Origin of the sequence: Planktothrix pseudagardhii (assembly GCF_904830925.1) — a bacterium.
GTDB classification, from domain to species: Bacteria; Cyanobacteriota; Cyanobacteriia; order Cyanobacteriales; family Microcoleaceae; genus Planktothrix; species Planktothrix tepida.
This window is the reverse complement of sequence record NZ_LR882967.1, coordinates 507863-534709: the sequence shown is the minus strand read 5'-3', so window position 1 is coordinate 534709 and position 26847 is coordinate 507863. Positions and strand designations below refer to the sequence as shown.

Annotated in this window: 33 protein-coding genes and 1 pseudogene; 19 read left to right on the top strand and 15 right to left on the bottom strand. The window is 38.3% G+C overall.

Translation table 11 applies throughout. The features are described 5' to 3' along the window. Positions 1–287 precede the first annotated feature (287 nt). A complete protein-coding gene (gene ndhD1, locus NMK36_RS02275; protein ID WP_072722757.1) occupies positions 288–1874 on the top strand; it encodes a photosynthetic/respiratory NAD(P)H-quinone oxidoreductase subunit D1 in 1587 nt (528 codons plus the stop codon). A gap of 71 nt (positions 1875–1945) precedes the next feature. On the opposite strand, the gene NMK36_RS28910 is transcribed toward ndhD1, so the two are convergent. From NMK36_RS28910 to NMK36_RS02265, 3 genes are read right to left on the bottom strand one after another with little or no spacing between them, the layout of a single operon-like run. Beyond that, positions 1946–2032, bottom strand: a complete 87-nt coding sequence (locus NMK36_RS28910; protein ID WP_367997203.1) for a PIN domain-containing protein — start codon at positions 2030–2032, stop codon at positions 1946–1948. A 20-nt stretch (positions 2033–2052) separates the two neighbouring features. Further along, positions 2053–2442 carry a PIN domain-containing protein gene (locus tag NMK36_RS02270; protein ID WP_222425311.1) on the bottom strand — a complete coding sequence of 130 codons (390 nt, stop codon included), beginning with the start codon at positions 2440–2442 and terminating at the stop codon, positions 2053–2055. A 33-nt stretch (positions 2443–2475) separates the two neighbouring features. Then, a complete protein-coding gene (locus NMK36_RS02265; RefSeq protein ID WP_072722711.1) occupies positions 2476–2850 on the bottom strand; it encodes a hypothetical protein in 375 nt (124 codons plus the stop codon). 74 nt (positions 2851–2924) lie between these two features. On the opposite strand from NMK36_RS02265, the gene NMK36_RS02260 reads away from it, so the two are divergent. The 3 genes from NMK36_RS02260 to NMK36_RS02250 all read left to right on the top strand — a co-directional run bounded on the left by NMK36_RS02260 (position 2925) and on the right by NMK36_RS02250 (position 4411). After that, positions 2925–3191, top strand: coding sequence for a DUF433 domain-containing protein (locus NMK36_RS02260; protein ID WP_072722712.1), 267 nt, complete (start codon positions 2925–2927; stop codon positions 3189–3191). A gap of 100 nt (positions 3192–3291) precedes the next feature. Continuing rightward, positions 3292–3762, top strand: a complete 471-nt coding sequence (locus NMK36_RS02255; RefSeq protein ID WP_072722713.1) for a DUF29 domain-containing protein — start codon at positions 3292–3294, stop codon at positions 3760–3762. 265 nt (positions 3763–4027) lie between these two features. Next, entirely contained in the window at positions 4028–4411 is a 384-nt protein-coding gene (locus NMK36_RS02250) for an HPF/RaiA family ribosome-associated protein (RefSeq protein ID WP_072722714.1), read from the top strand. Between the two features lie 122 nt (positions 4412–4533). Here the strand turns inward: NMK36_RS02250 and NMK36_RS02245 are convergent, their stop codons facing one another. Beyond that, positions 4534–5610 (bottom strand): hypothetical protein, encoded by a 1077-nt coding sequence (locus NMK36_RS02245; protein ID WP_072722715.1) that lies wholly within the window; start codon positions 5608–5610, stop codon positions 4534–4536. Between the two features lie 514 nt (positions 5611–6124). On the opposite strand from NMK36_RS02245, the gene rpsP reads away from it, so the two are divergent. The 7 genes from rpsP to NMK36_RS02210 all read left to right on the top strand — a co-directional run bounded on the left by rpsP (position 6125) and on the right by NMK36_RS02210 (position 10841). Then, entirely contained in the window at positions 6125–6412 is a 288-nt protein-coding gene (rpsP, locus tag NMK36_RS02240) for a 30S ribosomal protein S16 (RefSeq protein WP_072722716.1), read from the top strand. Between the two features lie 19 nt (positions 6413–6431). After that, positions 6432–6809, top strand: a complete 378-nt coding sequence (locus NMK36_RS02235) for a KH domain-containing protein (protein WP_254172899.1) — start codon at positions 6432–6434, stop codon at positions 6807–6809. 307 nt (positions 6810–7116) lie between these two features. Further along, entirely contained in the window at positions 7117–8076 is a 960-nt protein-coding gene (locus tag NMK36_RS02230) for a PhoH family protein (RefSeq protein WP_072722718.1), read from the top strand. Between the two features lie 100 nt (positions 8077–8176). After that, on the top strand, positions 8177–8581 hold the full coding sequence (locus tag NMK36_RS02225) for a ChuX/HutX family heme-like substrate-binding protein (protein ID WP_254172898.1): 405 nt from the start codon (positions 8177–8179) through the stop codon (positions 8579–8581). Positions 8582–8681: 100 nt separating this feature from the next. Then, positions 8682–9494 carry a DUF6816 family protein gene (locus tag NMK36_RS02220; RefSeq protein WP_072722720.1) on the top strand — a complete coding sequence of 271 codons (813 nt, stop codon included), beginning with the start codon at positions 8682–8684 and terminating at the stop codon, positions 9492–9494. 64 nt (positions 9495–9558) lie between these two features. Further along, positions 9559–10422, top strand: a complete 864-nt coding sequence (locus NMK36_RS02215) for a transglutaminase-like domain-containing protein (protein ID WP_072722721.1) — start codon at positions 9559–9561, stop codon at positions 10420–10422. A 35-nt stretch (positions 10423–10457) separates the two neighbouring features. Further along, positions 10458–10841, top strand: a complete 384-nt coding sequence (locus NMK36_RS02210) for a Lin0512 family protein (RefSeq protein ID WP_072722722.1) — start codon at positions 10458–10460, stop codon at positions 10839–10841. A gap of 151 nt (positions 10842–10992) precedes the next feature. Here the strand turns inward: NMK36_RS02210 and NMK36_RS02205 are convergent, their stop codons facing one another. Continuing rightward, a complete protein-coding gene (locus NMK36_RS02205; RefSeq protein WP_072722723.1) occupies positions 10993–11502 on the bottom strand; it encodes a hypothetical protein in 510 nt (169 codons plus the stop codon). Positions 11503–12151: 649 nt separating this feature from the next. Between NMK36_RS02205 and NMK36_RS02200 the strand changes: the two genes are divergently transcribed. The 6 genes from NMK36_RS02200 to NMK36_RS02175 all read left to right on the top strand — a co-directional run bounded on the left by NMK36_RS02200 (position 12152) and on the right by NMK36_RS02175 (position 16823). Then, on the top strand, positions 12152–12457 hold the full coding sequence (locus NMK36_RS02200; protein ID WP_254172897.1) for a WGxxGxxG family protein: 306 nt from the start codon (positions 12152–12154) through the stop codon (positions 12455–12457). Positions 12458–12472: 15 nt separating this feature from the next. Further along, on the top strand, positions 12473–12754 hold the full coding sequence (locus NMK36_RS02195) for a WGxxGxxG family protein (protein ID WP_083580243.1): 282 nt from the start codon (positions 12473–12475) through the stop codon (positions 12752–12754). Between the two features lie 180 nt (positions 12755–12934). Beyond that, the gene (locus NMK36_RS02190; protein WP_072722725.1) at positions 12935–14254 is read left to right on the top strand and encodes a YcjF family protein; all 1320 of its coding nucleotides are present in this window, start codon (positions 12935–12937) and stop codon (positions 14252–14254) included. Positions 14255–14264: 10 nt separating this feature from the next. Beyond that, entirely contained in the window at positions 14265–14696 is a 432-nt protein-coding gene (locus tag NMK36_RS02185) for a DUF29 domain-containing protein (RefSeq protein WP_254172896.1), read from the top strand. A gap of 137 nt (positions 14697–14833) precedes the next feature. After that, complete coding sequence (locus NMK36_RS02180; protein ID WP_254172895.1) at positions 14834–16306, top strand: aldehyde dehydrogenase family protein; 1473 nt, start codon at positions 14834–14836, stop codon at positions 16304–16306. A gap of 187 nt (positions 16307–16493) precedes the next feature. Continuing rightward, positions 16494–16823, top strand: coding sequence for a XisI protein (locus NMK36_RS02175; protein ID WP_254172894.1), 330 nt, complete (start codon positions 16494–16496; stop codon positions 16821–16823). Between the two features lie 41 nt (positions 16824–16864). Here NMK36_RS02175 and NMK36_RS02170 read toward each other — a convergent pair whose 3' ends face one another. The 10 genes and pseudogenes from NMK36_RS02170 to shc all read right to left on the bottom strand — a co-directional run bounded on the left by NMK36_RS02170 (position 16865) and on the right by shc (position 25088). Then, complete coding sequence (locus tag NMK36_RS02170; protein ID WP_254175236.1) at positions 16865–17107, bottom strand: hypothetical protein; 243 nt, start codon at positions 17105–17107, stop codon at positions 16865–16867. Between the two features lie 30 nt (positions 17108–17137). Beyond that, positions 17138–17320 (bottom strand): annotated as a pseudogene (locus tag NMK36_RS02165) (HNH endonuclease); the annotation flags it as partial. Beyond that, entirely contained in the window at positions 17317–17553 is a 237-nt protein-coding gene (locus NMK36_RS02160; RefSeq protein WP_072722229.1) for a hypothetical protein, read from the bottom strand. The gene NMK36_RS02160 and the pseudogene NMK36_RS02165, both read right to left, overlap by 4 nt. 354 nt (positions 17554–17907) lie before the next feature. After that, positions 17908–18270 (bottom strand): DUF5615 family PIN-like protein, encoded by a 363-nt coding sequence (locus NMK36_RS02155; protein WP_254172893.1) that lies wholly within the window; start codon positions 18268–18270, stop codon positions 17908–17910. Positions 18271–18274: 4 nt separating this feature from the next. Next, positions 18275–18607, bottom strand: coding sequence for a DUF433 domain-containing protein (locus NMK36_RS02150; RefSeq protein ID WP_254172892.1), 333 nt, complete (start codon positions 18605–18607; stop codon positions 18275–18277). Between the two features lie 169 nt (positions 18608–18776). After that, positions 18777–19715, bottom strand: a complete 939-nt coding sequence (locus NMK36_RS02145; RefSeq protein ID WP_302184685.1) for a tetratricopeptide repeat protein — start codon at positions 19713–19715, stop codon at positions 18777–18779. Then, entirely contained in the window at positions 19716–20828 is a 1113-nt protein-coding gene (locus tag NMK36_RS02140) for an IS630 family transposase (RefSeq protein ID WP_254172743.1), read from the bottom strand. It lies immediately after the preceding gene. A 44-nt stretch (positions 20829–20872) separates the two neighbouring features. Then, positions 20873–22429 carry a CHAT domain-containing tetratricopeptide repeat protein gene (locus NMK36_RS02135; RefSeq protein ID WP_254172891.1) on the bottom strand — a complete coding sequence of 519 codons (1557 nt, stop codon included), beginning with the start codon at positions 22427–22429 and terminating at the stop codon, positions 20873–20875. A 135-nt stretch (positions 22430–22564) separates the two neighbouring features. Then, on the bottom strand, positions 22565–23008 hold the full coding sequence (locus NMK36_RS02130) for a GUN4 domain-containing protein (protein ID WP_254172890.1): 444 nt from the start codon (positions 23006–23008) through the stop codon (positions 22565–22567). Positions 23009–23126: 118 nt separating this feature from the next. Continuing rightward, positions 23127–25088, bottom strand: coding sequence for a squalene--hopene cyclase (shc, locus tag NMK36_RS02125; protein ID WP_254172889.1), 1962 nt, complete (start codon positions 25086–25088; stop codon positions 23127–23129). A 178-nt stretch (positions 25089–25266) separates the two neighbouring features. On the opposite strand from shc, the gene NMK36_RS02120 reads away from it, so the two are divergent. Then, positions 25267–25542: a DUF2442 domain-containing protein gene (locus NMK36_RS02120; protein WP_254172888.1), complete on the top strand. Its 276-nt coding sequence runs from the start codon at positions 25267–25269 to the stop codon at positions 25540–25542. Between the two features lie 7 nt (positions 25543–25549). Then, positions 25550–26803, top strand: coding sequence for a glycosyltransferase (locus NMK36_RS02115; protein ID WP_254172887.1), 1254 nt, complete (start codon positions 25550–25552; stop codon positions 26801–26803). The last annotated feature ends 44 nt before the right edge of the window (positions 26804–26847 follow it).

Sequence of the window (26847 nt, the reverse complement as noted above, 5' to 3'; positions counted from 1 at the left end):
AAAGGTTAAATTTCTGTTCTAAATATTGATTCTTGTTTAACAATAGAAATCATGAATTTAGAAAGGAAAATTTTTAACCTTTCTCTGAACTTTATTAGAGGGAAGGTAAATTTAAAGTTTTCCTTTTTAGGGATAACAATAAATTGATCTTCCCTTTAATAATCTAACTTCTGAATTCTACAAATAGGGACTTCATTGACAGCATAACACGGCGCAAATCTTTATTAAGAATTAAGACTATTTTGACTTAATTCTTAATTCTAAGTTCTTTATTCATGACCGAAACTATGGAAAATTTTCCTTGGCTAACAACGATTATCTTATTTCCGATTGTAGCCTCCCTACTCATCCCGATTATTCCTGATAAAGATGGAAAAACGGTGAGATGGTACGCCTTAATTGTGGGGCTAATCGATTTTGCCTTTATTGTTTATGCCTTTAATACCGGATACGATCTGCATACACCCGGTTTACAATTAGCTGAAAAATATGCTTGGGTTCCCCAAATTGACTTAAATTGGTCTGTAGGGGCAGATGGTTTATCCATGCCCTTAATTATTTTAACCGGATTTATCACCACTTTAGCAATTTTAGCAGCTTGGCCGGTTACGTTTAAACCCAAATTATTCTATTTCTTGATGTTGGCAATGTATGGCGGACAAATTGCCGTTTTTGCCGTTCAAGATATGTTGCTTTTCTTCCTGGTTTGGGAGTTAGAATTAGTTCCGGTTTATCTAATTTTATCGATTTGGGGTGGGAAAAAACGTCTCTACGCTGCAACCAAATTTATTCTCTATACAGCAGGAGGTTCCCTCTTCATTTTAGTCGGTTCCTTAGCCATGGCATTCTATGGGGATACTGTTACCTTTGATATGCAGGCGATCGCGGCTAAACATTATCCACTGAATTTACAACTGTTATTATATGGTGGGTTCCTAATAGCTTATGGCGTAAAATTACCGATTTTTCCCCTGCATACTTGGCTACCGGATGCTCACGGAGAAGCGACCGCTCCCGCCCATATGTTACTAGCAGGAATTCTATTAAAAATGGGGGGGTATGGGTTATTAAGAATGAATGCCGAAATGTTACCCGATGCCCATGCAACCTTTGCCCCAATTTTAGTTATATTGGGTGTGGTTAATATTGTGTATGCGGCGTTAACGTCCTTTGCTCAACGAAACCTAAAACGAAAAATCGCCTATTCGTCAATTTCCCACATGGGGTTTGTGTTAATTGGAATTGCCTCTTTTACCGATATTGGGGTGAGTGGGGCGATGTTACAAATGGTATCTCACGGGTTAATTGGGGCAAGTTTATTCTTCTTAGTCGGCTGTACCTACGACCGCACCCATACCTTAATGTTGGATGAAATGGGTGGCGTTGGTGTCAAGATGAAGAAGGTCTTCGCCATGTGGACAGCGTGCAGTATGGCATCCTTAGCCTTACCGGGGATGAGTGGATTTGTTGCCGAATTAATGGTGTTTATCGGGTTTGCAACTAGCGACGCTTATAACTCCACCTTTAAAGTCATTGTGATTCTATTAGCAGCCGTTGGGGTAATTTTAACGCCCATTTATCTGCTGTCGATGTTGCGTGAAATTCTCTACGGCCCCGAAAATAAAGAGTTAGTAGAACATGAAGAACTGGTAGATGCAGAACCCCGTGAAGTGTTCATTATTGCCAGCTTATTAGTGCCCATTATTGGCATTGGGTTATATCCCAAAATATTAACCCAAATCTATGATTCCACAACCACACAGTTAACGGCTTTATTACGTCATTCTGTCCCGACGTTAGCGCAAAAAGCCCCAGAAGTTAAACCGAATAAATGGAAATTCTTCTCTTTGAGTGCGCCTAAAATTGGCAATTAGTTAGTCATCAAATAGTGATTTCATAAACCTGATTTCTTGAAGAAATCGGGTTTCTTTTTATTGGCAATCATTTACCCTACTGTAAGTTGAGTAAGTAATGTTTCTGTTGTCCATGTTGGACAACCACAACCTAAAAAATCGCAATCTAGCGTCCAAATTGCTGCATTCAGGGCTAATGCTAAAGCAACCGTTGACCAATCCTGGGGAGGGGATCTTTAGGAATACGATTTCTGGCTTCTGTTTCCAGGTGAATATAAACTGATTCTTCAATAATAGTAATTTTAGTATTAATCACATTTTGTGCAGCTTCTAGTAACTTTTCTCCCAGTTCTTCAGATGCACCTTTTTTATGAATAATAGCATTAATCCGTTTCCTTAATTCATGAGAAGTTTCTGATAAAACAGATTCGGTCACATACAAAATTAAACCAGGATGTTGAATTAACTCCTTTCCTCTTTGTCTTAATAGCTCAGAAACTAAAATATTAGCATCAACAACTAACTGCATCATTTTAAGTAGGTAGTCATAAATAAACGGTAAAACCGAAAAAGTGAATTCCTTACACACAGAGATTTACAGCGTTTGGGATTTTACGCTTAATTACGCCCATTTACTTAAGGGTTGACTTAAATCTAAAGCTTCAGCTAATTCTTCCTTTGTTATGTCTGTTTCCTCTAAAAATTGCTTAACCGCTTGGTCAAATTCATCTAGTGCTTGTAGAGCTTGCTGTTGAGATGGTTTTTTAAGAGTTACGTTAAGTTTTAATGATGTTTCAGTTTCTCGGTGAAAATTTGAAAGAGCTACTGCTTGAAGCAGATTTTCAAGGACAACATCTTCGACCACTTCAGCAACTAAATTAGAAATCATTGCTTGATCTTCTTGAATAAGTTCTCGAATCGCCTGTTTTAGAGCTTCTCGAATCACCTGTTTTAGAGCCCCTTTGAGCTTATTATCATCTAGGATAATGGAAGTCATAGCCAGTTGAGAGGATAAAGTTAGTTTAATTATAAGCGATACTTAAACAATTAATCTAATTTGAGGCTAAAATCATGCCTGAGAATTCATCGATAATTAGTATATCTACTGAAATCATGGGGGGAACTCCAGTATTTCTAGGGACGAGAGTTCCCATACAAACCCTATTTGACTATTTAGAGGCGGGAGAGTCTATTGATGATTTTTTAGAGGGATTTCCAACTGTTAGTAGAGAACAAATTATTGCGCTGTTGGAAGAAGCTAAAAAACAACTGTTCAGCAGAATTGCTATACTAATCTTTGCGGTAATGGTAACTCCATTTTTATTTCAACAAAGATAATAAAATAGGATCAGGGTTAATTTTATTATAAGCGATCACTTCTCATCCAACAAAAACAGTTAGACTATACAAGACATGAGTGTTGAGAGGTAATTTTTTTATGAATCCTCAGTTATCTCAAAGAGAGTCAAGCGATTTAACCCTTTATGATCAGGATTATTATTTATGGATTGAGAAAACCTTAGAACAATTGCGACAAAACCAATTTCAAGAGATTGATCTTCAAAATTTAATTGCAGAGTTAGACAGTATGGGCAGAAGTGAGAAACGATCTGTTCAAAGTAATTTAACAGTTTTGTTAATGCACTTACTCAAATATAAATATCAGCCGAATAAACGTTCTCAAAGTTGGAGGAGTACAATTGTTGAGCATCGACGACGTTTATTGATTTTGTTTAAAGATAGCCCCAGTTTAAAGGGATATGGTCAAGAAATATTTGCAGAATGTTATCAAGATGCGCGTCAGGATGCAGCAACGGAAACGCAATTAAAAGTTAGTGTTTTCCCTGATGAATGTCCGTTTAATTTAGAATTAGTTTTGAAGGTTGATTATTTAGCTGATGAAGACTAAGCGATCGCATTTTAACTCAACGGATTTAGAAATAGGACAGATAACAGGATAAAAATGATAAAATATCCTTAACTGTGCTGTATTATATTAATATGACCTTAACGGAATTCCAAACTCAACTTTTGTCTCTGACTCTAAAAGAACAAGAAGAAGAAATAAAGTTGAGAATGATTGGGTAAAGGTAAAGACAATTTCCAACTTCTGATAGAGGAATTAAGGGAAAATAAGTCTTTATATTGAATGGAAATTAATAGGAGAAATATTCATGAAAGTTCCTGTTGAAATTACTTATCGAGATGTGGAAAAGACCGATTATCTGGATGAGCTAATCAACAAAAAAGTGGCTAAGTTAGAGCGATATTGTAATTATATGAGTAGTTGCCGAGTTGTAGTTGAAAAAATCCATGATCGTCCTAAAAGTGGTTCTCCCTATCGAGTTCGTTTAGATATTACTGTACCCCCAGGACATGAGTTAGCTGCTTCTGAGAACCCTCAAGAAGGAGTTCAATATGAATCGTTAAAAGCTGTGATTCGAGATGTGTTTGAAGCCGCACGTCGTCAATTAGTGGAATTAGTTCAACGTCAACGGGATGAAGTCAAAACCCATACGGCTGAGGAAGTTGATTCTTATTCTGTACCCCAAATTTAGGGGATTTTACTAAGAATTGGGTTTTGAATCGCTCATAAAAAAACCGGGTTTCTTTGCAGAATTGAATAATTTAAAGTAAATTAAAAACAACAGAAACCGGGTTTTTCTGAATTTAATCTGATTTACAAGAGTAAGATTAGTGTGACTCCTCCGGCTAAGATAACGATATTTGTAGCCAAGAACAATTGATCAAGCTTTTTGACTCGGAGAATGGATTCAGGATGTTCGCTTTTTGCCCAATCTGCCGTAATAATGGTTTCTAAAATTCCTGCAATAATCAAAACGTAAACTAAAGCATAGATTTTATCTACTAAAACCAAATAGCCTACGTCGGGTAAAGCATCGGAATAGGATTGTTGTAGAAAAACAATCGTTAATAAAGCGGTAACGGGAAGAATAATCCGAGAATCAACATAGATAGGATAGAGTAATAAGGAACCCCAACTGGAGAATAAAACGACAAATAACGGAAGTAATAATTTCCAGGTAAAGAAACTTAAGGGACGGGAAATGTTCATTTCAAACCGCACGGTCGAATAAATCCAGTTATTTTTTCCTTCGTCTAAATCCCCAAAATTAGAGGGATATTGATGGAATAAGGTTTTAATCTCAGAATTTCTAATTTTCCACCCAGGAACTGTTAAATCCGCAGCATAGCCAGATTCTTTTGTATCCGCTATATAGACTAATTCAGTTAAGGGATAAACGGCATTTTCAATCGTGACGCCTAAACGTTGTTCATCCAGGGGATAGCGGGAAAATTCAAACGGTTCTCGAAACCGACTTTCGACCCGCATAATTTGATAGAAACTGCCATCTTTGAGTTTTTTCGGTTCTTCATAGGCGGGTTCGATAATTCTTCCCCAGTCTTCAACACCGTTCATAAATTCTAAATTAGTAACGGGGTCAATTTTGCCTTTCCAACGTAACCATAAATAGAAATCCAAGTAATAGGTATTACTGGACGCATTCAGTTCATAAATATTTTGAGCATAAACTCCAACGGTAACTTTTTGGGCTGTGGCGGGAATTTCAGTGAGCGGTTGATAAATCGGTGAATTTTTTTCAGGGGTTGGAGTGCGAAAACTGTTCCCAAACTGTAAACTTAAAATTAGGATCAAAATACCCAAGGCAGGGATCACAAGTTTACGACTATTTTTTTTCAGGTTAATCCAATCGGATAATCGGGATAAGGACATGGGTAGATGTTGGCTGGTTTAGGCTAAGGGGTGAGTCAGGGTAGGGGGGTCAATCGCCCATCCAGCCATTGTTGGCTAAAGTTTCCCTAAACAAATGACTCGGCTGTTGAAAAATAGCTTACCGAAAATTCTGGGTTTAAAGCCTCTAAGTTCCACTTAGGCTTTTTATTGAGTATTGTGGTAGGATGATGTTGGTATGAAAAAACCCACCCAACTTTGCAGTCGATATACCACTGATAGCGGTGTGAAACCGAGCCTGAAGGAGACCGGGGAAGCAGATGTAAGGCAATGGAAATCCAACCTTGAATGCACTTTAAATCTCAATAAATTTTAGTCGCCGGAGGGCATTCGGAGACTTTAATCGGACGAGGAGATTGTATAAGACCTAAATACTTAGGCTGTAATCGATGAAACGTCAACCCCATTCAACGACCCTTGTGGCGTGGCGAAGAATCCACTCGCCTTTAAGCAGTGGAGGATGTCAAAATTCATAGAGGAGTATTTTGAATCAATAATGATCAAACTGCGTTTAAAGAGATTCGGAAAAAAGCGGGAAGCTAGTTACCGCATTGTGGCGATGAATAGCGTTTCTCGCCGAGATGGTCGTCCCCTAGAAGAACTGGGCTTCTACAATCCCAGAACCGATGAAGTCCGATTGGATGTCCCTGGCATTGTCCGCCGCTTACAGCAAGGGGCGCAACCGACCGAGACCGTGCGTAGCATCCTGAGAAAAGCCAATGTTTTTGAACAACTCAAGTCTGGAGTCCAACCCGAAGCCACGACTGCAGAATCCGCAGTCTAATCCCAATTATGACCAACTGGTGCGGTTTTTAATCGAGCCGTTTCTGGATTCCCCAGAGTCCTTGCGGGTCGATTGTGAGCATTTTGCGAGTCTGCGTAAAACTTGGATTCGGTTGGCGGTGGAAGCCGAAGACAAGGGGCGGGTTTATGGTCGTGGCGGACGCAATATTCAAGCCATTCGGATGGTTTTAATCGCACTAGCCGCAGCGTCCGGTGAAACGATTTATTTGGATATCTATAACGATAGTGAATCCGATGAGTCTCATCGGGAACGGGAACCTAGAGAGTCGTTTAGTCATCGCTCTCCAGGGCGATATGCAGGGGGGGAAGGACGTACTCGTCCACCCACACGTTCATCCCCTTCTAAGCCTCGTTTGAACCGAAGATATGAAGAATAACGTTACCCAAATCTGTCCTAAGCAGTAAAACCAACGGCTCAGGATAGATTAAGGGTTAGACGAATTTTTTAATGTTGGGCAGAATTGGGGGTAAATTGACCTCAATAGTTTTGCCCAACCTCTTCTCAGTATTTTTTAGAAGGGAACAGGGAACAGGGAACAGGGAACAGGGAATAGCATATAAAAAAAATTGAGAAAAAGAGGGAAACAAGTTTAGATTTTCTGGGTTCGTTTTTGTTAATGACTGTTAGTTGTGACTGTTATCTATTGGCATCGGATCATTGATTGAAAAAAAATTGATATTATCATGACTGAGCGATTTACCCTTCAGTTACCGAGTATTGAAAGTGCAATGGCGCTTTCGGGTTATCAAGAAGATAATCTAAAAGTTCTATCTCAACAAACAGGCGCTCAACTGGTGATGCGAGGACAGGAATTGCTCGTGAGTGGAACCGCCAGTCAAATTCAATTGTGTGAAAAATTAGTTGAATCTTTAAAAGAATTTTGGAAAGACGGAAAACCGATTACTTCTGTAGATATTCTCACAGCGCGTCACGCTATTAATACCCATCAAGAGGATGCTTTTCAAGAAATCCAGCGTGATGTTTTAGCCAAAACCCGGCGAGGACTAGAAATTCGGGCTAAAACCTTTCGCCAACGTCAATATATTCAGGCGATGCGGACTCAGGATTTAGTGTTTTGTATTGGCCCTGCGGGAACGGGTAAAACCTATTTAGCTGCAATTTTAGCGTTACAAGCGTTATTATCCGATCAATATGAACGATTAATTTTAACTCGTCCGGCGGTGGAAGCCGGGGAAAAATTAGGGTTTTTACCTGGAGATTTACAACAAAAAGTTAATCCCTATTTACGACCGTTATATGATGCCCTGTATGAATTAATTGACCCGGAAAAAGCGGCAAATTTAATGGAACGAGGGGTGATTGAAGTGGCTCCCCTGGCGTATATGCGGGGTCGGACGTTAAACAATTCTTTTATTATTTTAGATGAAGCCCAAAATACCACCCCGGCTCAAATGAAAATGGTATTAACTCGTTTAGGATTTCGCTCTCGAATGGTGGTAACGGGAGATATTACCCAAACGGATTTATTACCGAATCAAACGTCGGGGTTAACAACAGCGTTAAAAATCTTAAAAAATGTGGAAGGAATTGCCTTTTGTGAATTTTCCCAAGCGGATGTGGTGCGCCATTCCCTCGTCCAACGCATTGTTGCTGCTTACGAAAAACATGAGAAAATCAACTAAATCAGGGGGTTAACCTCTAGGTTCAAAAAAATTCAGCCAAAGGTTACAGAATTCTAGTAAAATTTAGAATTAAAAAGAATTTATAACTGGATTTTAGAAAATGAGTAATCTTAAAGAATTTTTAGAAGCCTGCGAAACTTTAGGAACATTACGGTTAATTGTCACCAGTAGTGCGGCGGTATTAGAAGCCAGGGGAAAACTTGAAAAGCTATTTTATGCCGAATTACCCAAAGGCAAATATGCAAATATGCACACCGAGGGATTTGAATTTCATTTGAATATGGATCATGTTAAACAGGTGAAATTTGAAACCGGAGAAGCCAAACGGGGGAATTTTACAACCTATGCGATTCGCTTTCTGAGTGAACAGCAGGAAGTTGTATTAAGTGCGTTTTTACAATGGGGAAAACCGGGAGAATATGAACCCGGACAAGTGGAAAATTGGGAAGGGTTAAAAGCAAAATATGGAGAAGTTTGGGAACCTATTCCCTTAGAAAGTTTATAGGGGAAAGGGAACAGGGAACAGGGAACAGTAAGTTGTGAAAGGGTTTAATAATTTAGACTGTCCTAACTGTAATGGGTAACACTATACAACTTGAAAAAAAATGAAAAAATTGATTTTAATTGTGGGTTTAATTCTAGGTTTAATTCTAGGGGAAACAGACGCGCAAGCGGGAGAATTAGCCGAGCGTTTATCCGAATTTCCAAACTGGACTCACAAACCGATGGTTAAAGTCGCAGAGGGAGATTTGTTTTATCCTGAGTGGATGGAAGGAGAGTGGGACGTTACCAGTACATTAGTGGATAAAGTGGCTCCTCTAGCTCCGCAAATTAGCACTCCTGGGTTTGAAAAAAATTCAACCTTTATGAATCAACCCATTGAGTTTAAGGTTAGATTTAAAACAGTTCAATTGTTACCTAAGCTACAGATTTTTCCCTTAACTTTATTTTTTACCCAAGAAGGTTCTGAGCAGCACGCCGATGGAAAAATCTATCCTAAGATAGTGAGCGATCGCGCTTTTAATGGGTTTAATATGGGTAGAGCCATCTTAGGAGAAAATGGGATTTTATCCGTTAAGGTTGATCCAACAAATCCCAATCGCCTGATCACTGCTTTACCCGGAAATTTAGAACTCGTTTCAACGGTAACAGGTCGGAGTCGTGAAATTCCCAGTGAGGATCAATTTATTGCCAGCGAAATTAGTCAGCAAGTCTTTGAAAGTTCATCTCAAATTTATTTTAATGAAGTAGAAACAACAACGGCTTACAAGGCAGAATTGGATGCTCCGGTAAAATCAATTGTAGGAGATCAAGTGACGGCGGTTTATTTATCTCCTCAAGATCCGAATTTCTTCACAGCTAGTGGTCATCCTGTGGCGTTATATCGATATAAATTAAAGTTAGTCCAGAAGCAGTGACCCATAAATCGGGTTTTGAGGGGGCGATCAATGGCAACAACGACTGATTAAAAGGGGGGTCATTATGAAATTTAAAGTCGGTTGTGAATTAGATTATCAGGTGAGTGCCAATAGTACGTTTATTTTCAATGTTAATGTTGCTAAAACCCCAAATCAAAACATCCTAGAAGAATATCTCTGTTTAGAACCCGATCTAAATCATGAGGAATATATTGCTCCAGTTTTAGATAATCGTTATATTCGGATTAATGTCCCGTCGGGAAATTTACACTTATCCTATCAAGCTTTTGTTGATGTCATTTATGAGGAAACAAATCCCACAACGATTAATGAAGTTCCGATTGCTCAACTTCCCTTAGAATTATTACAATATATTTATCCAAGTCGCTATTGTCAATCTGACCGATTAATGCGTTTTGCTCAATCAGAATTTGGCGATTTATTGCCCGATTATTCCAGAGTAACGGCAATTTGTAATTGGATTTATGATAACGTCACTTACTTATCGGGGAGCAGTGATCAACATACCTCTGCCTTTGATACGGTAACAGAACGGGCGGGAGTTTGTCGAGATTTTGCCCATTTAGGAATTGCCTTTTGTCGATCTTTAAATATTCCGGCTCGGTTTGCATCGGGTTATGCTTATAAACTGCAACCCCCGGATTTTCATGCTTATTTTGAGGCGTATTTAGGCGATCGCTGGTACTTATTTGATGCCACTCGCCTTGCGCCCCGCAATGGATTAATTAGAATTGGAACGGGACGAGATGCGGCGGATATTGCCTTTGCCACTATTTTTGGAATGGCAGAAATGAACCAAATGAAAGTGGAAGTTGAATGTTTAGAAACTCATTCAGATTCTGACTGTCCCGAATATACTTATCAAGCCATTAGTCATCAAGTTTCTGAGAACAATTCGCCCGTGTAGTAGAATTAATTCAGTAAAAAAAAAGCTTGAGAATTATGGCTAAAAAACGGTTTGTAATTGAAATGGGGATGGGCGTTGATCAACATGGACAGGAACCTACGGTTGCCGCGGCTAGGGCACTTAGAAATGCAATTGCCCATAATGCGTTACCCGGAATTTGGGAAGTGGCGGGATTAAATCATCCCAATGAAATGATTGTAGAAGTGCAAATTGCCGTTCCCTATCCTGAACAAGTCAGAACCGAAGAAGTATTAGCCGTTTTACCTTTTGGACAGAAAAAGATTACCGTTGAAACCGGAGGAATGGTGGTACAAGGACGGGCAATTGAAGAATTTCAAGACAAAAATGATGAAATGTTAATTGCTGTTGCGGCGGTAACAGTTTGGGTCGAAAAGGAAGATGAATCTTCAAGGGATTAGAATGATCTTTTGCTTATCCCGCTCTCTAGTTCCTTGATAAATCAGGGAATGATTGCTTTTAGAGATTAAAAATAGAATTTAATAGCCTTCCAGAGCGAGCATAAGCGATAGATTCAGGGTAGGAAAAGGGTGCAATTAGAGTGTAATTAGTTTAAACCGGATAGTACAAACCATCGCCCCGTCTGTGCCAACCAATACCACTGGGATCTTTTTGTTGACTCCAATAGCTAAAATGTTCTGCACCTTTGGCAAATTCTTTGGCAACACTTCCTGTATTCACTCCTAAGCGACGAGTTAATTCTTCTTCTGTTTTGGGTGTCAACCTCAATAAATTTCTAGGATGATTATTATTAGTAGAATTAGCTCCACGACGAGTCGTTTCAGCCGTGACAGTTTTGTCTAATAACTGCTGCATCAAGGCGATTTGTCCTTTTAAAAGGTCAATATCTCCTTTTAAAAGTTTTACTTGGTCTTGTACAATTTCTTCGACCTCCGTTCGCAGTTCAGAATTGAGTTGAGGCTGTTCCCCATCAAAGAACTGTTTAATCATTTGGACTAACGCTGCACTTTCCGTTAAGTTGTGCCGTTTCATGTACTGACGCAGTTTTTTATGATAGTCCGGGGGAACGTAAGTAACGGCTCTGATATTCTTTGTTACCATGAGTATGTTAAATTATGCTACCTCAACACTAACACGACTTGCAAACAAGTAAGCTACTATTAGCATACTATTCAGCTTAAACTCAGTTGATGTATCATTGAGAATCAACAATGGTGATCTCTCAATTTTGCCAATATCAACCGAGATTCAAGGTTCTTGATTTAGCCATATTAGCTTAAATTTTGGCATTTGCACCGTCGCTCATCGATTTAGGGCTTGAAGGTTGCTTGATGAAGCTGACCTCTAACTCTCAGGCTTTTATAATCTGACAAAAACTGGTTTAAGAAAGAATTTCTTATTAGGTAGAAATATTTTATATTCCATCCTTAAATATTTGCTATCAATAATTGATCGGATACCTAATAACTTTTTCCTATCCCCTCTATTACCTATTCCCTATTTTCTTTTCCCCCTGTTCCCTGTTCCCTGTTCCCTGTTCTCTGTTCCCTGTTCCCTGTTCCCTGTTCCCTGTTCCCTAGCTATCTCTTTAGTGTTAACTGTACTTGACTTTATGTTATGGCTAAAGAGGGAGGAAATAGGCAGACAAATCCCCTACATTTAAAACATCGCTTACATTGTTGAAGCACGATTTTAATTCTAAATCGTTGATTCACATCTTAACCGAGCGAATATCCAAGGAGATTAATTCATGAAACTGAATTCTTTACCCAAATTAGTTAGTGCTACTGCCTTAGCTTTAAGTTTAGCAGTTCTGCCATCTACACTGTCTGCTTCTGCTCAAACCACACCCACAGATACAGGCACAACAGGCACAACAGGCACAACAGGCACAGATAACACCAATACAACCTACAGCCAAACAGCAGGAGATCGAGATTTTGATTGGGGTTGGTTAGGTTTACTCGGTTTAATTGGTTTAGCTGGTTTAGCTCGTAAAAATGAAGATCCAGCCCCCCGTTATCGCACCACAGATGAAGCCGCAAACCGCTACTAAAATAGAGGATTACTCATGAGAATTAAACCGTCTGTGCAACAGCTTTTGGGTACAGGAATGATTGCTTTAAGTTTAGCTGTATTTCCTGCATCCTTACCTGCTCACGCTCAAACTAATCCTAATAGTCCCACCGTTGATACGACTCCATTTCAAGAAACAAGAGATGATAATAATAACTGGGGTTGGTTAGGACTTCTGGGGTTAATTGGTTTAGCAAACTTATTTCGTCAACCCAAAACCCATCACGAAACCTATCGTGATCCCAACGTTACCACTCGTCCCGGCTATCGAGAATAAAATCATCAAATATTGGTTAAATGAGAGATTGTAGGGTTAAAAAGCTGGGGTAGGTGATACCTACCCTGATTTTATTTTAGGGGTCTGAATTCAGGGGGAAACAAGGGAGGATAACCGAAACCGAGGAATAGGATTTTAACCTTAAACTAGAATCAAAGTAGAGAATATCAAACCTGACTTATGACTGAAACCCCGGATTCTCAAATCTCCTCCCCGGTGTCTGAAACGCCCCATCAATCAACCTCTGTTAATTCCTCTTGGATGGATGGAATTGCAACTGGTTGGAGTTGGACAACCCAACAACTTAAAGGACTTTTCCCGACTGACCAAATAGCTCAAACCGTTGTGCAATGGTTTAGTGTTAATGAAACTCAAATTGCTGAGATTTTAGAAAAGGTTCGCGCCGAACTTCCTACTACAGAAGCGTTATTAATTGGCAAACCGCAAGCGGGAAAAAGCTCAATTGTTCGAGGATTAACGGGGGTTTCAGCCGAAATTGTGGGTCAAGGTTTTCGTCCCCATACTCAACACACCGAACGCTATGCCTACCCCTCTAATGACTTACCCTTACTGATTTTTAAAGATACCGTTGGTTTAGGAGATATTAATCAAAATACTGAGCTAATTATTCAAGAATTAATTGGGGATTTACAACAAGAAAGCCAAGGAGCAAGGGTTTTAATTCTAACGGTTAAAATCAACGATTTTGCAACGGATACATTACGAACAATTGCTCAAAGCTTACGGAAAAAATATCCTAATATTCCTTGTTTATTGGTCGTTACTTGTCTCCATGAACTTTATCCTTCCCAAATTGATAACCATCCGATTTATCCTCCTGATTTTGAAGATATTAATCGAGCCTTTGCAGAATTAAAATTAGCCTTTAAAGGGTTATATGATCAGGCTGTTTTAATTGATTTTACCTTAGAAGAAGATGGCTATACCCCTGTATATTATGGCTTAGAAGCTTTGCGGGATACCTTAGCCGATTTGCTTCCTGAAGCCGAAGCAAGAACCATTCATCAATTATTAAATGGAGAAGTTAACAATCAACTGGGAAATATCTATCGAGATGTGGGAAGACGGTATATTTTAGCCTTTAGTATTATGGCTGCGACCGTTGCAGCTGTTCCGATTCCCTTTGCTACGATGCCTGTCTTAACCACCCTGCAAGTTTCTCTGGTGGTATTATTAGGAAATCTTTATGGAAAAACTTTAAATCTATCTCAAGCAGGGGGCTTAGTCAGTGCGATCGCGGGAGGATTTTTAGCCCAAATGATCGGTCGAGAATTAATTAAATTTATTCCCGGTTTTGGCAGTGTAATTGCTGCGTCTTGGGCTGCTGCTTATACTTGGGCATTAGGGGAAGGAGCTTGTGTTTATTTTGGGGATTTAATGGGAGGAAAAAAACCAGATCCGCAAAAAATTCAAGTTGTTATGGAAGAAGCATTCAAAACAGCAAAAGAACGGTTTAAAGGAATTAATGAATCCAAATAGAGGATAAACGATGACTCATTTATATGAAAGCGATTTTCAGGGTTGGATAGAAGATCAAGTAAATCTTCTGAAAACTCAACAATGGCAACAGTTAGATACACTGAATTTAATTAAGGAAATAGAAGCCTTGGGACGAAAAGAACGACAAGAATTGAGAAATCGATTAGGAATTCTCTTAGAGTATTTATTAAAATGGCAATTTCAACTTGATAAACGAACGAATAGTTGGTTGGGAACAATCCGAGAACAACGCATTCAAATAAAATTTTTATTACAAGACAGTCCGAGTTTAAAGCCTTATTTGAATCAAATTTTACCGGATGCTTATGAATTAGGATTGGCTTTAGCTATTCGAGAAACAAAACTCGGTGAACAACTCTTTCCTGAAGTCTGTCCCTATACCTTAGAACAAACCTTAGATCCTCAATTTTTACCCATTTAATCTGCTTATATCCGCATAAATACTGACCTTTTATTGATTAAACATCATGAAATTTGTATTAAGATTTGCCAAATCGGGGTTTCAATTAACGAAAATTATAGGAGATCAAAACTTCAATTTTAATAAAGGAATAAATCATGGTGACATCCATCAGACCCGATCAAAAAGTGAAAATTGGGCCAACTCAATTACTGATCAATAATGAATGGGTGAATAGCGTTTCGGGTCGTCGCTTTCAGACCATTAACCCCACGACAGGTGAAATCATCTGTGATGTAGCTGAGGCTGACGCCGCTGATGTTGATCAGGCCGTTAAAGCGGCAAGAACGGCATTTACTCGTGGCAATTGGCCAGAAATGTCAGCGACGAAACGGGGCGAACTGCTGTACAAATTAGCAGATTTAATTGAACAAAACATTGTAGAATTAGCACAGTTAGAATCCTTGGATAATGGTAAACCATTTACGGATTCACTGAATATTGATTTGCCCTTGGTGATTGCTTGCTATCGTTATTATGCTGGGTGGGCTGATAAAATTCAAGGCAAAACCATTCCGATTAACGGTTCTTATTTCTGTTATACTCGCCATGAACCTATCGGTGTAGTCGGTCAGATTATCCCCTGGAATTTCCCTCTGTTAATGCAGGCTTGGAAGTTAGCTCCAGCCTTAGCAACCGGGAATACCGTTGTACTTAAAACCGCCGAACAAACTCCTTTATCAGCGTTACGGATCGGTGAATTGATCGTTGAAGCGGGTTTTCCTCCCGGTGTCGTTAACATTTTATCGGGCTACGGGCCAACAGCCGGGGCAGCAATTTCTCACCATAATGACATTGATAAGGTGGCTTTTACGGGATCAACGGAAGTCGGACATTTAATTATGGAAGCTGCCGCCAAAAGCAATTTGAAGCGTGTCACATTGGAATTGGGCGGTAAAAGTCCTAATATTATTTTTGCTGATGCCAATATGGATGCCGCGATCGAAGGAACTCACTTTGGTCTATTCTTTAACCAAGGACAATGCTGCTGTGCGGGGTCGCGGGTGTTCGTAGAAGAAAAATGCTATGACGAGTTTGTTGCCAAAACGGTTGAACGTGCTAAACAACGAGTCGTCGGCGATCCTTTTGATGCTAACACTCAGCAAGGGCCGCAGGTGGATCAAGAGCAGTTTAATAAGGTGATGGGCTACATTGAATCGGGTATAAAAGAAGATGCCCAGATGTTATGCGGGGGTCATCGTGTGGGCGATCGCGGTTTCTTTATCGAGCCTACTATTTTCGCCAATGTTCGGGATGAAATGAAGATTGCTCAAGAAGAAATCTTTGGGCCGGTGATGAGTATTATCAAGTTTAAAGATATCAACGAGGTGATTGAACGAGCTAATAATACCATCTATGGTCTGGCTGCGGCGGTTTGGACGCAAGATATTACTAAAGCTCATACTATTGCTAACAGTCTGCGGGCGGGTACAGTTTGGGTCAATTGTTATGATGTTTTCGATGCGGCTGCACCCTTTGGCGGATTCAAACAATCTGGAATTGGGCGCGAATTAGGCGAATACGGTTTGCAACAATACACCGAAATTAAGACGGTGACAATCAAACTTTAATCAAGAAACCGGGTTTTTCAATAAATCTTAATTTCTAGTTTTTGTAGAGACGTTGCATGCAACGTCTCTACAAAAACCCGGTTTCTATAGGTTAGGGTTATGAGTAGCTTTAGCAATTGCCTTGTCAATTCATTATTATCCCAGTAGTTTGCTACTATTTTGATGCGATTCAAGAGGAAATCGTTTTATGGAAAGAATAAACTACAGAGAATTAGTCCAAACAATTCTGACTCAACACTCAAGAAATGATTTAGATACTGAGACAGAAGTACAATTACTATTTGACACGGAAAGGGAGCATTATCAAGTCGTTCATTTGGGTTGGGAGAAGCAAAAACGGGTTTATGGTTGTGTGATTCACGTCGATATAAAAGATGGTAAAATTTGGATTCAGAGGGATAGAACAGAAACAGGAATAGCGAATGAGTTGGTCGCTGCGGGAGTTGCTAAAGAAGATATTGTTTTAGCGTTTAAAGCTCCTTATATTCGTCAATTTACTGAGTTTGCTGTGGGGTAAATTGACTCGATTGATTTTTGGGCTTGTGCGGACAAATCTGCTTACTCAAGCTGCCGGGGATCTTCTGAGGGAGGATGCCAGCCCGCCTGAACCCATAGCGCACGGGCTTCTTGGATAGAACGTTCTCCTCTATAGCGCTCGTCGTTGAGGTCAAGACGCTCACAAGTGGCTCGACCGATAGGAGTTGTGCCGACAATCTTCGTACCGTCTGCATTCCAGATGAAATGGTCAGACCACTGCTGTTGACGGGGATTAAATAAAGGCAGAATTGCTGAGGTTTCCACATCCCGACCCACAATGAAGTTATAACGACGCTGGTTACAACGGCTACAAGCTAAAGCCAGGTTATCAGAATTGTCAGAGCCACCTAGAGAGCGCGGCTGGATGTGATCGATGGTGAAACGAGAGGTGCTGATTTTCTCAGGAGAGTGACAATATTCGCACAGGTAGCCTGCACGTTTCCGCACGAGTTGCCTTGTCAATTCATTAATAGTCATTGCTCGGCAACTAAGAGGGAATTGAGGTAGGTAAAGATACGGTCAAGTTCCCCGATGGCGTTGAGTTCTGCCTCTTCTTCTAGGGTTAGTGAACCTGTCTTGTTTTTTTCTAGCAAATCTTCGAGGTTAGATTGTAACTCGTCGGTAAATTTGAAGAGTCGAAGGCTATCAACCTTCTCAACTTTAATGCCTGTTTCCAGTAAGGACTGTGGGCTAATCATTACTTGGATCATAATTTTGCTGCTCCAGTACAAAGCACTAGCTTAACTCTAACCAATTCTGATAAGCCGCGATGTTCTAAGATTTCATCGGAAATTAGTAAACTCATAGATAGGGGTGTGAAATGGAAAGTAGTTATATTTTAACAGAAATTTAGCTAAGTAGAAATGGAGTCAAGAAACCGGGTTTTTCAATAAAACTGAAATTGTACAGTCAAGTTAACTGCAAAAAGTCAAGAAACCGGGTTTTTCAACAAAACTCAATTTGTGAATTCAAGTTAACGATAAAAACCCGGTTTCTATAGGTTAGGGTTATAAGTAACTTTACCAATTGCCTTATCAATTCATTAATCGTCTTGGAATCACACTTTATGGCAAAGGTAAATAAACTATTCGGTCTTGATATTCATACTCCTCAGAAGCGATGGCAATTAAAATCAATTCTTCAAGGTTTTCGCCAATACTTAAATTAGGATTGAGGATAAAAATCCCTGGTATATGGCGACCTAGCGCGATATGATCTGCCAAGTGAACTGGCATTGAAGTCCGGTTATTAGTCACAAGCACAAATTGATGATCTTCGCACCAATAGAGAATGTCTGGATCGAGTGTTCCTTTTGGTGGTGTTTCCGGTTCTCCTACGACTTGGATTACGATACCAGGTTCTCGCTGTCTAATTTGATTAGGATACAGAGGATTTACATTTTCATCAATTAGGTATTTTAGAGTCATCGGTTTATATTTGGGCTTGTCTATCGGCTCTCAATTGCCGCAGTTTTTCCGATACAGGTGGAGGATTTAGACGCTGTTGTTCTCTCATTTTATGACCATGTTCTATCCAATTTTTTAGGTAATTGCTGATAGTTTCTTTGTTCTGTAGGTAATAGAGAATTGTCGCATAGACTTGTTCTAAGGTTAGCGAGGGGTAGGTTTGGGCAATTTCTTCGGGAGTGCAACTGCGATCAATATATTCATAAAGGATAGTTTCGATGCCGATTCTTGTACCTTTCAGTCGAATATCATCGGGAGTGAGGAAGTTGAAATAATCTGTTAGTTGTGCTGTTAACATCGGTAAGCCTCATTCTATAATTTTAGTGTTAAAAGAGTAAGTATAGAGTTTGCCTCGTTACTGAATTTAATTATAGTATATTTTCGGCAATTTCTTCTGGAGTGCGACGGCAATCAATATATTCATAAAAAATGGTTTCAACGCCGATTTGTTTTCCTTTTAGTCGAATTCACCAGAAGTCAAAAAATTGAAATAGTCTGTTAATTTGGCTAATGCCTAAGTTTTTGTAGGCATTAGCATAAATAGGATTAAGTTGAATCGCTTGGTTGTAATCCGATATGGCTTTTTCATAGTCTTTTAAGTCATCGTAGGCAATACCTCGGTTGTAGTAGGCATCTGCATCATTAGGATTAAGTTGAATGGCTTGGTTGTAATCCGATATCGCTTTTTCATAGTCTTTTAATTTAGAGTAGGCAATGCCTCGGTTGTTGTAGGCTTCAGCATTATTAGGATTAAGTTGAATCGCTTGGTTGTAATCTGATATCGCTTTTTCATAGTCTTTTAAGTCATAGTAGGCATTGCCTCGGTTGTTGTAGGCATAAGCATAATTAGGATTAAGTTGAATCGCTTGGTTGTAATCCGATATCGCTTTTTCATAGTCTTTTAAGTTTCTGTAGGCATTACCTCGGTTGTTGTAGGCTTCAGCATCATTAGGATTAAGTTGAATGGCTTGGTTGTAATCTGATATCGCTTTTTCATAGTCTTTTAAGTTTCTGTAGGCATTACCTCGGTTGTTGTAGGCTTCAGCATCATTAGGATTAAGTTGAATGGCTTGGTTGTAATCTGATATCGCTTTTTCATAGTCTTTTAAGTTTCTGTAGGCATTACCTCGGTTGTTGTAGGCATTAGCATAAATAGGATTAAGTTGAATCGCTTGGTTGTAATCCGATATGGCTTTTTCATAGTCTTTTAATTTAGAGTAGGCAATGCCTCGGTTGTTGTAGGCATAAGCATAATTAGGATTAAGTTGAATCGCTTGGTTGTAATCCGATATCGCTTTTTCATAGTCTTTTAATTTAGAGTAGGCAATGCCTCGGTTGTTGTAGGCTTCAGCATTATTAGGATTAAGTTGAATCGCTTGGTTGTAATCTGATAAGCTGTTGTGTATTTAAACTGTGATTATAGCATTACCTTTGTTTTTAAGTTTACGTCCCCATTTAATAGATAACTGTCCTTCATTTAAAAGCTGATGTAATAAACACTCTAGCTCATCAACTGATTTAAAGAGTCGATGAGCTATATATTCTTTAGCTGAATGCCAGACTAATTCAATTAAATTATAATCTGGACTATATGCTGGAAGAAATTCTAAATAGACATTCGGCATTTCTGCTTTAATTTTTTCTAGGTACTCTTCTTTTTTGTGAAAACTTGCATTGTCAAGAATAATCAGGATCTTAGCTCCTTTTTCTACAAATTCTTCTGCTTGATTTCCCGCTAATACCCATTCATAAATTAGCTCTTGATAAAAACTTTTTAACACTTGATAAAAATTATCTGCATTTCCTTTATCCAGAAATTCTACAAATCTTTTTTTATCCGAGTACCTCAATCCTCCCATCACATTAACTCTTCCTTTCCTCCTGTCTCCTCTAATCTGTTTCCTCTTCCCTTTTTTACACCAATTCTTTCTTTTTATCACTCTTAAATTAAATCCACTTTCATCCCAAAACCATACCTGTAATTGTTCTGGACTTTCTTTTGCTATTTTCAAATATTCTTCTATTTTATCTTTAAATAATTTTCTTTTTTCTGGATCTCTTTTCTCTTCTAAGCTATACTTTGCCCACAAATAAACATACTTTTTTTCCTTTAATATCTTTCTCACTTGTGAACTACTTAATTTGATTCCTGTGATTTGTTCTAAATAAGTTGCCAATCTTTCTCCTGTCCATCTCCCAAATTCATATCCTAATTCTTCCGGTTCTTTTTCTACTGTTTCTAATAATATCTCTATATATTTGTCTGTGGCTTTTCTATAATTTCCTTTCATTCTTTCATCTTTTAGGCTTTCTAATTTGTCAGGGTCTCCATGTACACACCAATAACATACTTTGTTTAATGAGCAGCCCAAAAACTTGGCAATTTCACTTTGCTTTTTACCATCATTTAGCAATAATAAAATCAAGATTCTTTCTCGGATTTGTCCATTTTCTTCCTCTTTCAATCTTTTCTGTAGTTTCTCTACTTGCTTTTCATTTAAATGATTTTTAGCAGGCATCTTTTGATTGATTTTTCTAAACTTGGTTTTTCATTATACCCTATTTAGATGCTTAACAGCTTAAGTTGAATGGCTTGGTTGAAATCTGATATCGCTTTTTCATACTCTTTTAAGTAATAGTAGGCAATGCCTCGGTTGTTGTAGGCTTCAGCATCATTAGGATTAAGTTGAATGGCTTGGTTGAAATCTGATATCGCTTTTTCATACTCTTTTAAGTAATAGTAGGCAATGCCTCGGTTGTTGTAGGCTTCAGCATCATTAGGATTAAGTTGAATGGCTTGGTTGTAATCCGATATCGCTTTTTCATAGTCTTTTAAGTTTCTGTAAGCCTTGCCTCGGCTGAAGTAGGCTTCAGCATAATTAGGATTAAGTTGAATGGCTTGGTTATAATCTGATATCGCTTTTTCATAGTCTTTTAAGTCATAGTAGGCCTTGCCTCGGTTGTAGTAGTCTTCTGAATTATCAGGATTGAATTGATTAATTAGCTCACTCCCATTCAAATCTTCCTTTTGTTCCTTTTTTTCCCCACACATTGTCTGCCAATATACTGGCACTTCTGTTAAATTCTGGCAAATCACAGGCAACCAACTCGCACAGGGAAAATGACCTTCCCAACCTTGCAATCTTTCCCGCGCTTCCTTAACTGCTAAATAAAACGACTGACCCCCTGAAAAAGAACGCAGAAAATATTTTAAAAATTCCTGTGCTACTTTGTCAGGAACAGGTTCTCGCATGACAATCATTTGAGGTAGATTCAAACGCGCTAAATCTTGAGCTAACCCCAAACCATCACAGGAGTTAAAAATAGCCAGTTGTAAACCTTTTTCAATGGCTTTTTTTAACGCATATCTTAAGTCAGGAATCGTTAAACTCTCAGTTTTATTGATATATAGAATTCCTGTCTCTGCTTCCGTGTGGCTATGTCCGGCAAAAAAGAGAATATCCCAAGACTGTTCCCAGAGTTGATCGTTGAGTTCTTGGCGGTTAGGTTTAACTAAAAACTCAACTTTAGCACCCGGAATAGAATTTAAAATTTTTCGATCTGCTTCAACATTAATCCCGTCATCATTGCCCAAAATTGCCAAAATATTAACGTGATTATTAGCAACTTTGTCTGATGTCACTTGTTTAAATTTGGGCGCACCGACACTAATTTCTGCTTTAGGGTAACGTTCTAATATATCCCAAAGATGCCAGGGAAGTTTGCGGAGATCAAGATTAGAAGTTTGGATAATTAACCGCACTTCATCATCTTCTTTTAAATGGGCAATCAATTCTTCTCTAACATGACTAAATTGTGGGGATTTTAACCATTGATTAAAATGTTGGCTTAAATTATCAGCTTTTGTATTAACATCACCAATTGAGAAGTTAGTTATTTGTCCTGCTTTTGCCTTTAATACTCTAACTTTTATCCCAAGAAAACTATAATAAGTGACTTTCCAACTGTTGTAAGATTCAATCAGTTCTGGGTCTGGCGGTAAAGATCCGGTTTCCTGAATAGTCGCAGGTTTCCCCTCATTCCCTAATTGTAACGTGACCGAAAAACCTCTATTGTCGAAGTCTCCCTCTGCAAAAGTCAGCACTCCTAACTTCCCCATCGCTTTCTCCTGGTTAGATTAGATGACAAAATTTTCGACAAAATTAGCATCTTCTAATCCTATTTAAACACTAAACTATTCCCCTCATCTATTTTAAACTTTATTTGTTACAAAACTTAAGCAAGCTCAAATATTCTATTGACTCAGAGCAGTAGAATTTCTATTTTCTTCTATTTTACAACTATTAGACCGAGAATTAATAGCAGAACTTAAATTTTGTTGATCGTTTTGCCAACTCATAATTTTATTTCTAAAATGAATTGTTCCATGAGTATAACCATGCCAAATTTTTTCCAGTTCTCTTAAATCTTCACAAGGAAATTTAGCAATATCCTGTTGATTTAACTCAATGGGATCAGAATATTTCGTATCTTTTCCTAAAGCTAATAACATCATTCTATAGGTTTGACGTTCAGCTTTAGTAAATTGTTTTGCTGCTAATAAATTAGCTAATCGTTCATAGTCTGGTTTCACCCTGATTTTTTCCGACACTGTAGCCGTTCTTGCCATTCCAATGACCAAAGATGTAATCGATGCTATCACACCCAATGCAACAATTATCTTTTCTCGATTACCCATTTTTCCTTCACATTAGCTCTTTGTTGGGCTTTAGCCCTAATTCCCAAAGATTATAAACCCTTAATCCCTTCCTGACAAATATTAAACTTTGGATGGGTCAAACCCACCCAATATTAAGCTAAAGTTGTTGTAATTTTTGATAACGACCTAACGCCAACAAAGGGAAATAATGTTGATAATAATGATATTTGATGTAAAAATGACCCGGAAATCCAGTTCCCGTAAATTCTGACTCATCCCAGCGACCATCTGAAAGTTGTGTTGAAATTAAATAGTTAATTCCCTGTTCAATTGCCTGCATTTCATAGTTTCCTGTTGCTTGTCCCGTCGCCATTAAACCAATTAATGCCCACGCTGTTTGAGATGCGGTACTAACCCCCTTTCCTTTCAATTGTGGGTCATTATAACTGTGGCAAGTTTCCCCCCAACCGCCATCAATATTTTGACAACTCACTAACCAATTTTCCCCTCGTTTCATCATGGGTTTAAGAGAACTATGGCCCCAATTTTTATGAACAGGATGAATGACCGCTAAGGCTGACAATACCCCACTGGTTCCATAAATATAATTAACCCCCCAACGCCCGAACCAACTGCCATCGGTTTCTTGTTCCTGTTTTAAATAGGAAATCGCCCGTTCAATTGAAGATTTTAAGGATTGAATTTTAAATTGAAATTCAGAGGAATTCGGGTCTAATTCTCCTAACATTTCAATCACTCTAGCGGTAACATCCGCCGTATTAGGATCAATCATGGCTTTTAAATCCCCATAGGGAACCGCATTAATCCAATCTTGATCATTATCAATATCAAAAGCAGCCCAACCTCCGGCTTTACATTGCATTGAGATCATCCAATCAATGCCTCGAATTATGGTTGCTTTTTTTAAGGATTCATCAGGAATTTTAGCTTGATTTAAAGCCATGACTACAACGGCAGAATCATCTAAATCAGGATAAAATCGATTCGTAAACTCAAACGCCCAGCCTCCCGGTTTTCCTTGTTTATTTTTAATATTCCAATCTCCATAATCTAAAATTTGTTGGCGGATTAACCAGTCTGAACTTTTTACAATAGCAGCATTATTTTGCTCAATTCCTGATTCAACTAAAGCTCGAATTACCCAAGCAGTATCCCAAACTGGAGATACACAAGCTTGCATCCGATAGGTTTCTTCTGTTTCTATAGCAAAGTTATCAATTGCTTCTAAACCCCGTTGAACAACAGGGTCAGACACCGAATAATTTAAGCATTTTAAGGCTAATAAAGAGTTTAACATTGCTGGGATAATTCCCGCCCAGTCTCCGGTTATTTCTTGTCGTTCTAAAATCCATTGTTCTGCCGCTTTTAACCCCTGTTCTCGTAAGGGAACAGCATTAAAGAGTTCGGCAAATTTAAAGATTTGATCTAACCCTAAGAATATATCCGTCCAATCGTTATTTTTAGGCAATTCAAAAATAGCATTTTGTCGTCCTTCTACATATAATTCATCTAAATTTAGGTTAGAATCAAACCTAAAAATTGGCTTTTGATCAAAAACAATTAATAGAGGAACGGTACTACTCCTTGCCCAACTGGACATTTCATAAATAGTAAAAGGAGAGCCTTCAGGTAACAACATAATCCAAGGGGGAATTGAAGGAATTCCTCGCCAGTCATAACACCCAATTAAAGCTAAATGTAGCTTGGTAAAAATTCGAGTTTTTGTAATTCCACCTTGTTCTAAAATAAATTTTTTGGCTTTAATTAAGGCGGGATCAATTTCTGATACCCCTAATATTTTTAACGCCATATACGCTTCAACGGTGGTACTGAGTTCCCCTCCATCGCCATAGAATAATTCCCAACCGCCATGATCTCGTTGTTGAGAACGTAAGTAGGTTTCAGCTTTAGATAAAGGGCGATTTTTATCAGTTCCCCAAATTTTATGTAATAGAATAATTTCTGATATAATCGTTACATTAGATTCTAATTCTCCCCACCAGTAGCCTTCGGGATATTGTTGAGATAAAAGAAAGTTTTGGCTGGCTGCGATCGCATCTTTTAATTGGGTTACAGAGACTTGATTTTCCCTTTCCATTGTTATCAGTTTAACTCCTGTTAGTGTTTTTGAGAATATTATTTCTTTAAGAGGTTATAAATATTCTATCATGTCTTTTATTGAATTAATCAGAATTTTATTATATAATCTACTCATAAATTGGGAATTAGCTCAAAAAAATCTAATTTTAAATAAAATTGAACCAATGGAGTAAATCATGCTTAAAGATATTGTTGAAGTTCATCCCTTAACAAATTACCAGCTAAAACTTCGTTTTGAAGATGGAGTAGAAGGGATCATTGATGTGTCTAAACTCATTCAGTTTACCGGAGTATTTGAACCTCTAAAAAACCCTGATTACTTTAGTCAAGTTAAACTTTCTAGCGAGTGGGGAACTATTTATTGGGATAGCGGTGCTGACTTAGATCCTGATGTATTGTATTCCTATTTATCCCAGCAACCGATACAGTTAAAAACTCCCAGCATTTCTTAATAGTAAAATGGAAAATATAATTTTAGTTTTAACGCTATTATCCTTAATAATATGGATTGTATTATTAATGTTTCGAGGACGGTTTTGGCAAGCCGATCAACGACTTTCAGAAATTCAAGAACCGTTATTAAATTACCCCTCTATTGCTATAATTGTGCCAGCAAGAAATGAAGCGGAGTTAATTGAAATTAGTTTGCGATCGCTTCTTAATCAAAACTATCCGGGTTCATTTTCGATTATTTTAGTCGATGATCAAAGCCATGATGGAACAGCCAATATTGCCCTAGAAACTGCTAAAATATTAAATAAAATAGACCGATTAAATATTATCACTTCTCAACCGTTACCTGCGGGATGGACAGGGAAACTTTGGGCGATGGAACAGGGCGTTAAATCTACTCAACAATTAATAAAACCTCCCGATTATATTTTATTTACCGACGCTGATATTGAACATTCTCCTAATAATTTAAAGCAATTAGTAGAAAAAGCCGAAACAGAACAATTACAATTAGTATCGTTAATGGTATTATTAAGATGTCAAAGTTTCTGGGAAAAGTTATTAATTCCCGCCTTTGTATTTTTCTTTCAAAAATTATATCCGTTTCGGTGGGTTAATCATCCTCAAAGTCAACTCGCAGCCGCAGCAGGAGGATGTATTTTAATTCGCCAGGAAGCCTTAACTCGTATTGGTGGCTTACAAATATTAAAACAAGCGTTAATTGATGATTGTTCTTTAGCACAAGCTGTGAAATTAATCCCCCCAACCTATCTTGACGAGGAAGACTTTTCTTCTATTACTCAGGGATTTTCTATGAAGCGTTTTATCTTTCCTTTTACCTCTAAATCCTATTATCCAATTTGGTTAGGACTAACAGAAACAACTCATAGTTTAAGACCCTATTCGAGTTTATCAAGTATTTGGGATATGGTTGCTAGAACAGCCTTTAGCCAACTAAATTTTTCGATAATTTTATTGGGATTAACTCTAATAGGGATGATTCTGATTTATTTAATTTATCCTATTAGTTTGATTTGGGGAATTCTGCATGGAAAGGGGTTAATTATCCTTTTAGCTACGTTAACAGGATTATTAATGGAAATTGCATATTATCCCACCTTAAAACTCTATCGACTTTCTCCCGTTTGGGGGTTAACTTTACCGTTAATTGGATTTTTATATGCGTTGATGACTTTAGATTCAGCCTTAAGATATTGGCAAGGAAAAGGGGGAAGTTGGAAAGGCAGAACTTATGTATAAAATTTGAGAAAGGGGTCTTCCGTACTGATAATATTTTGACATAC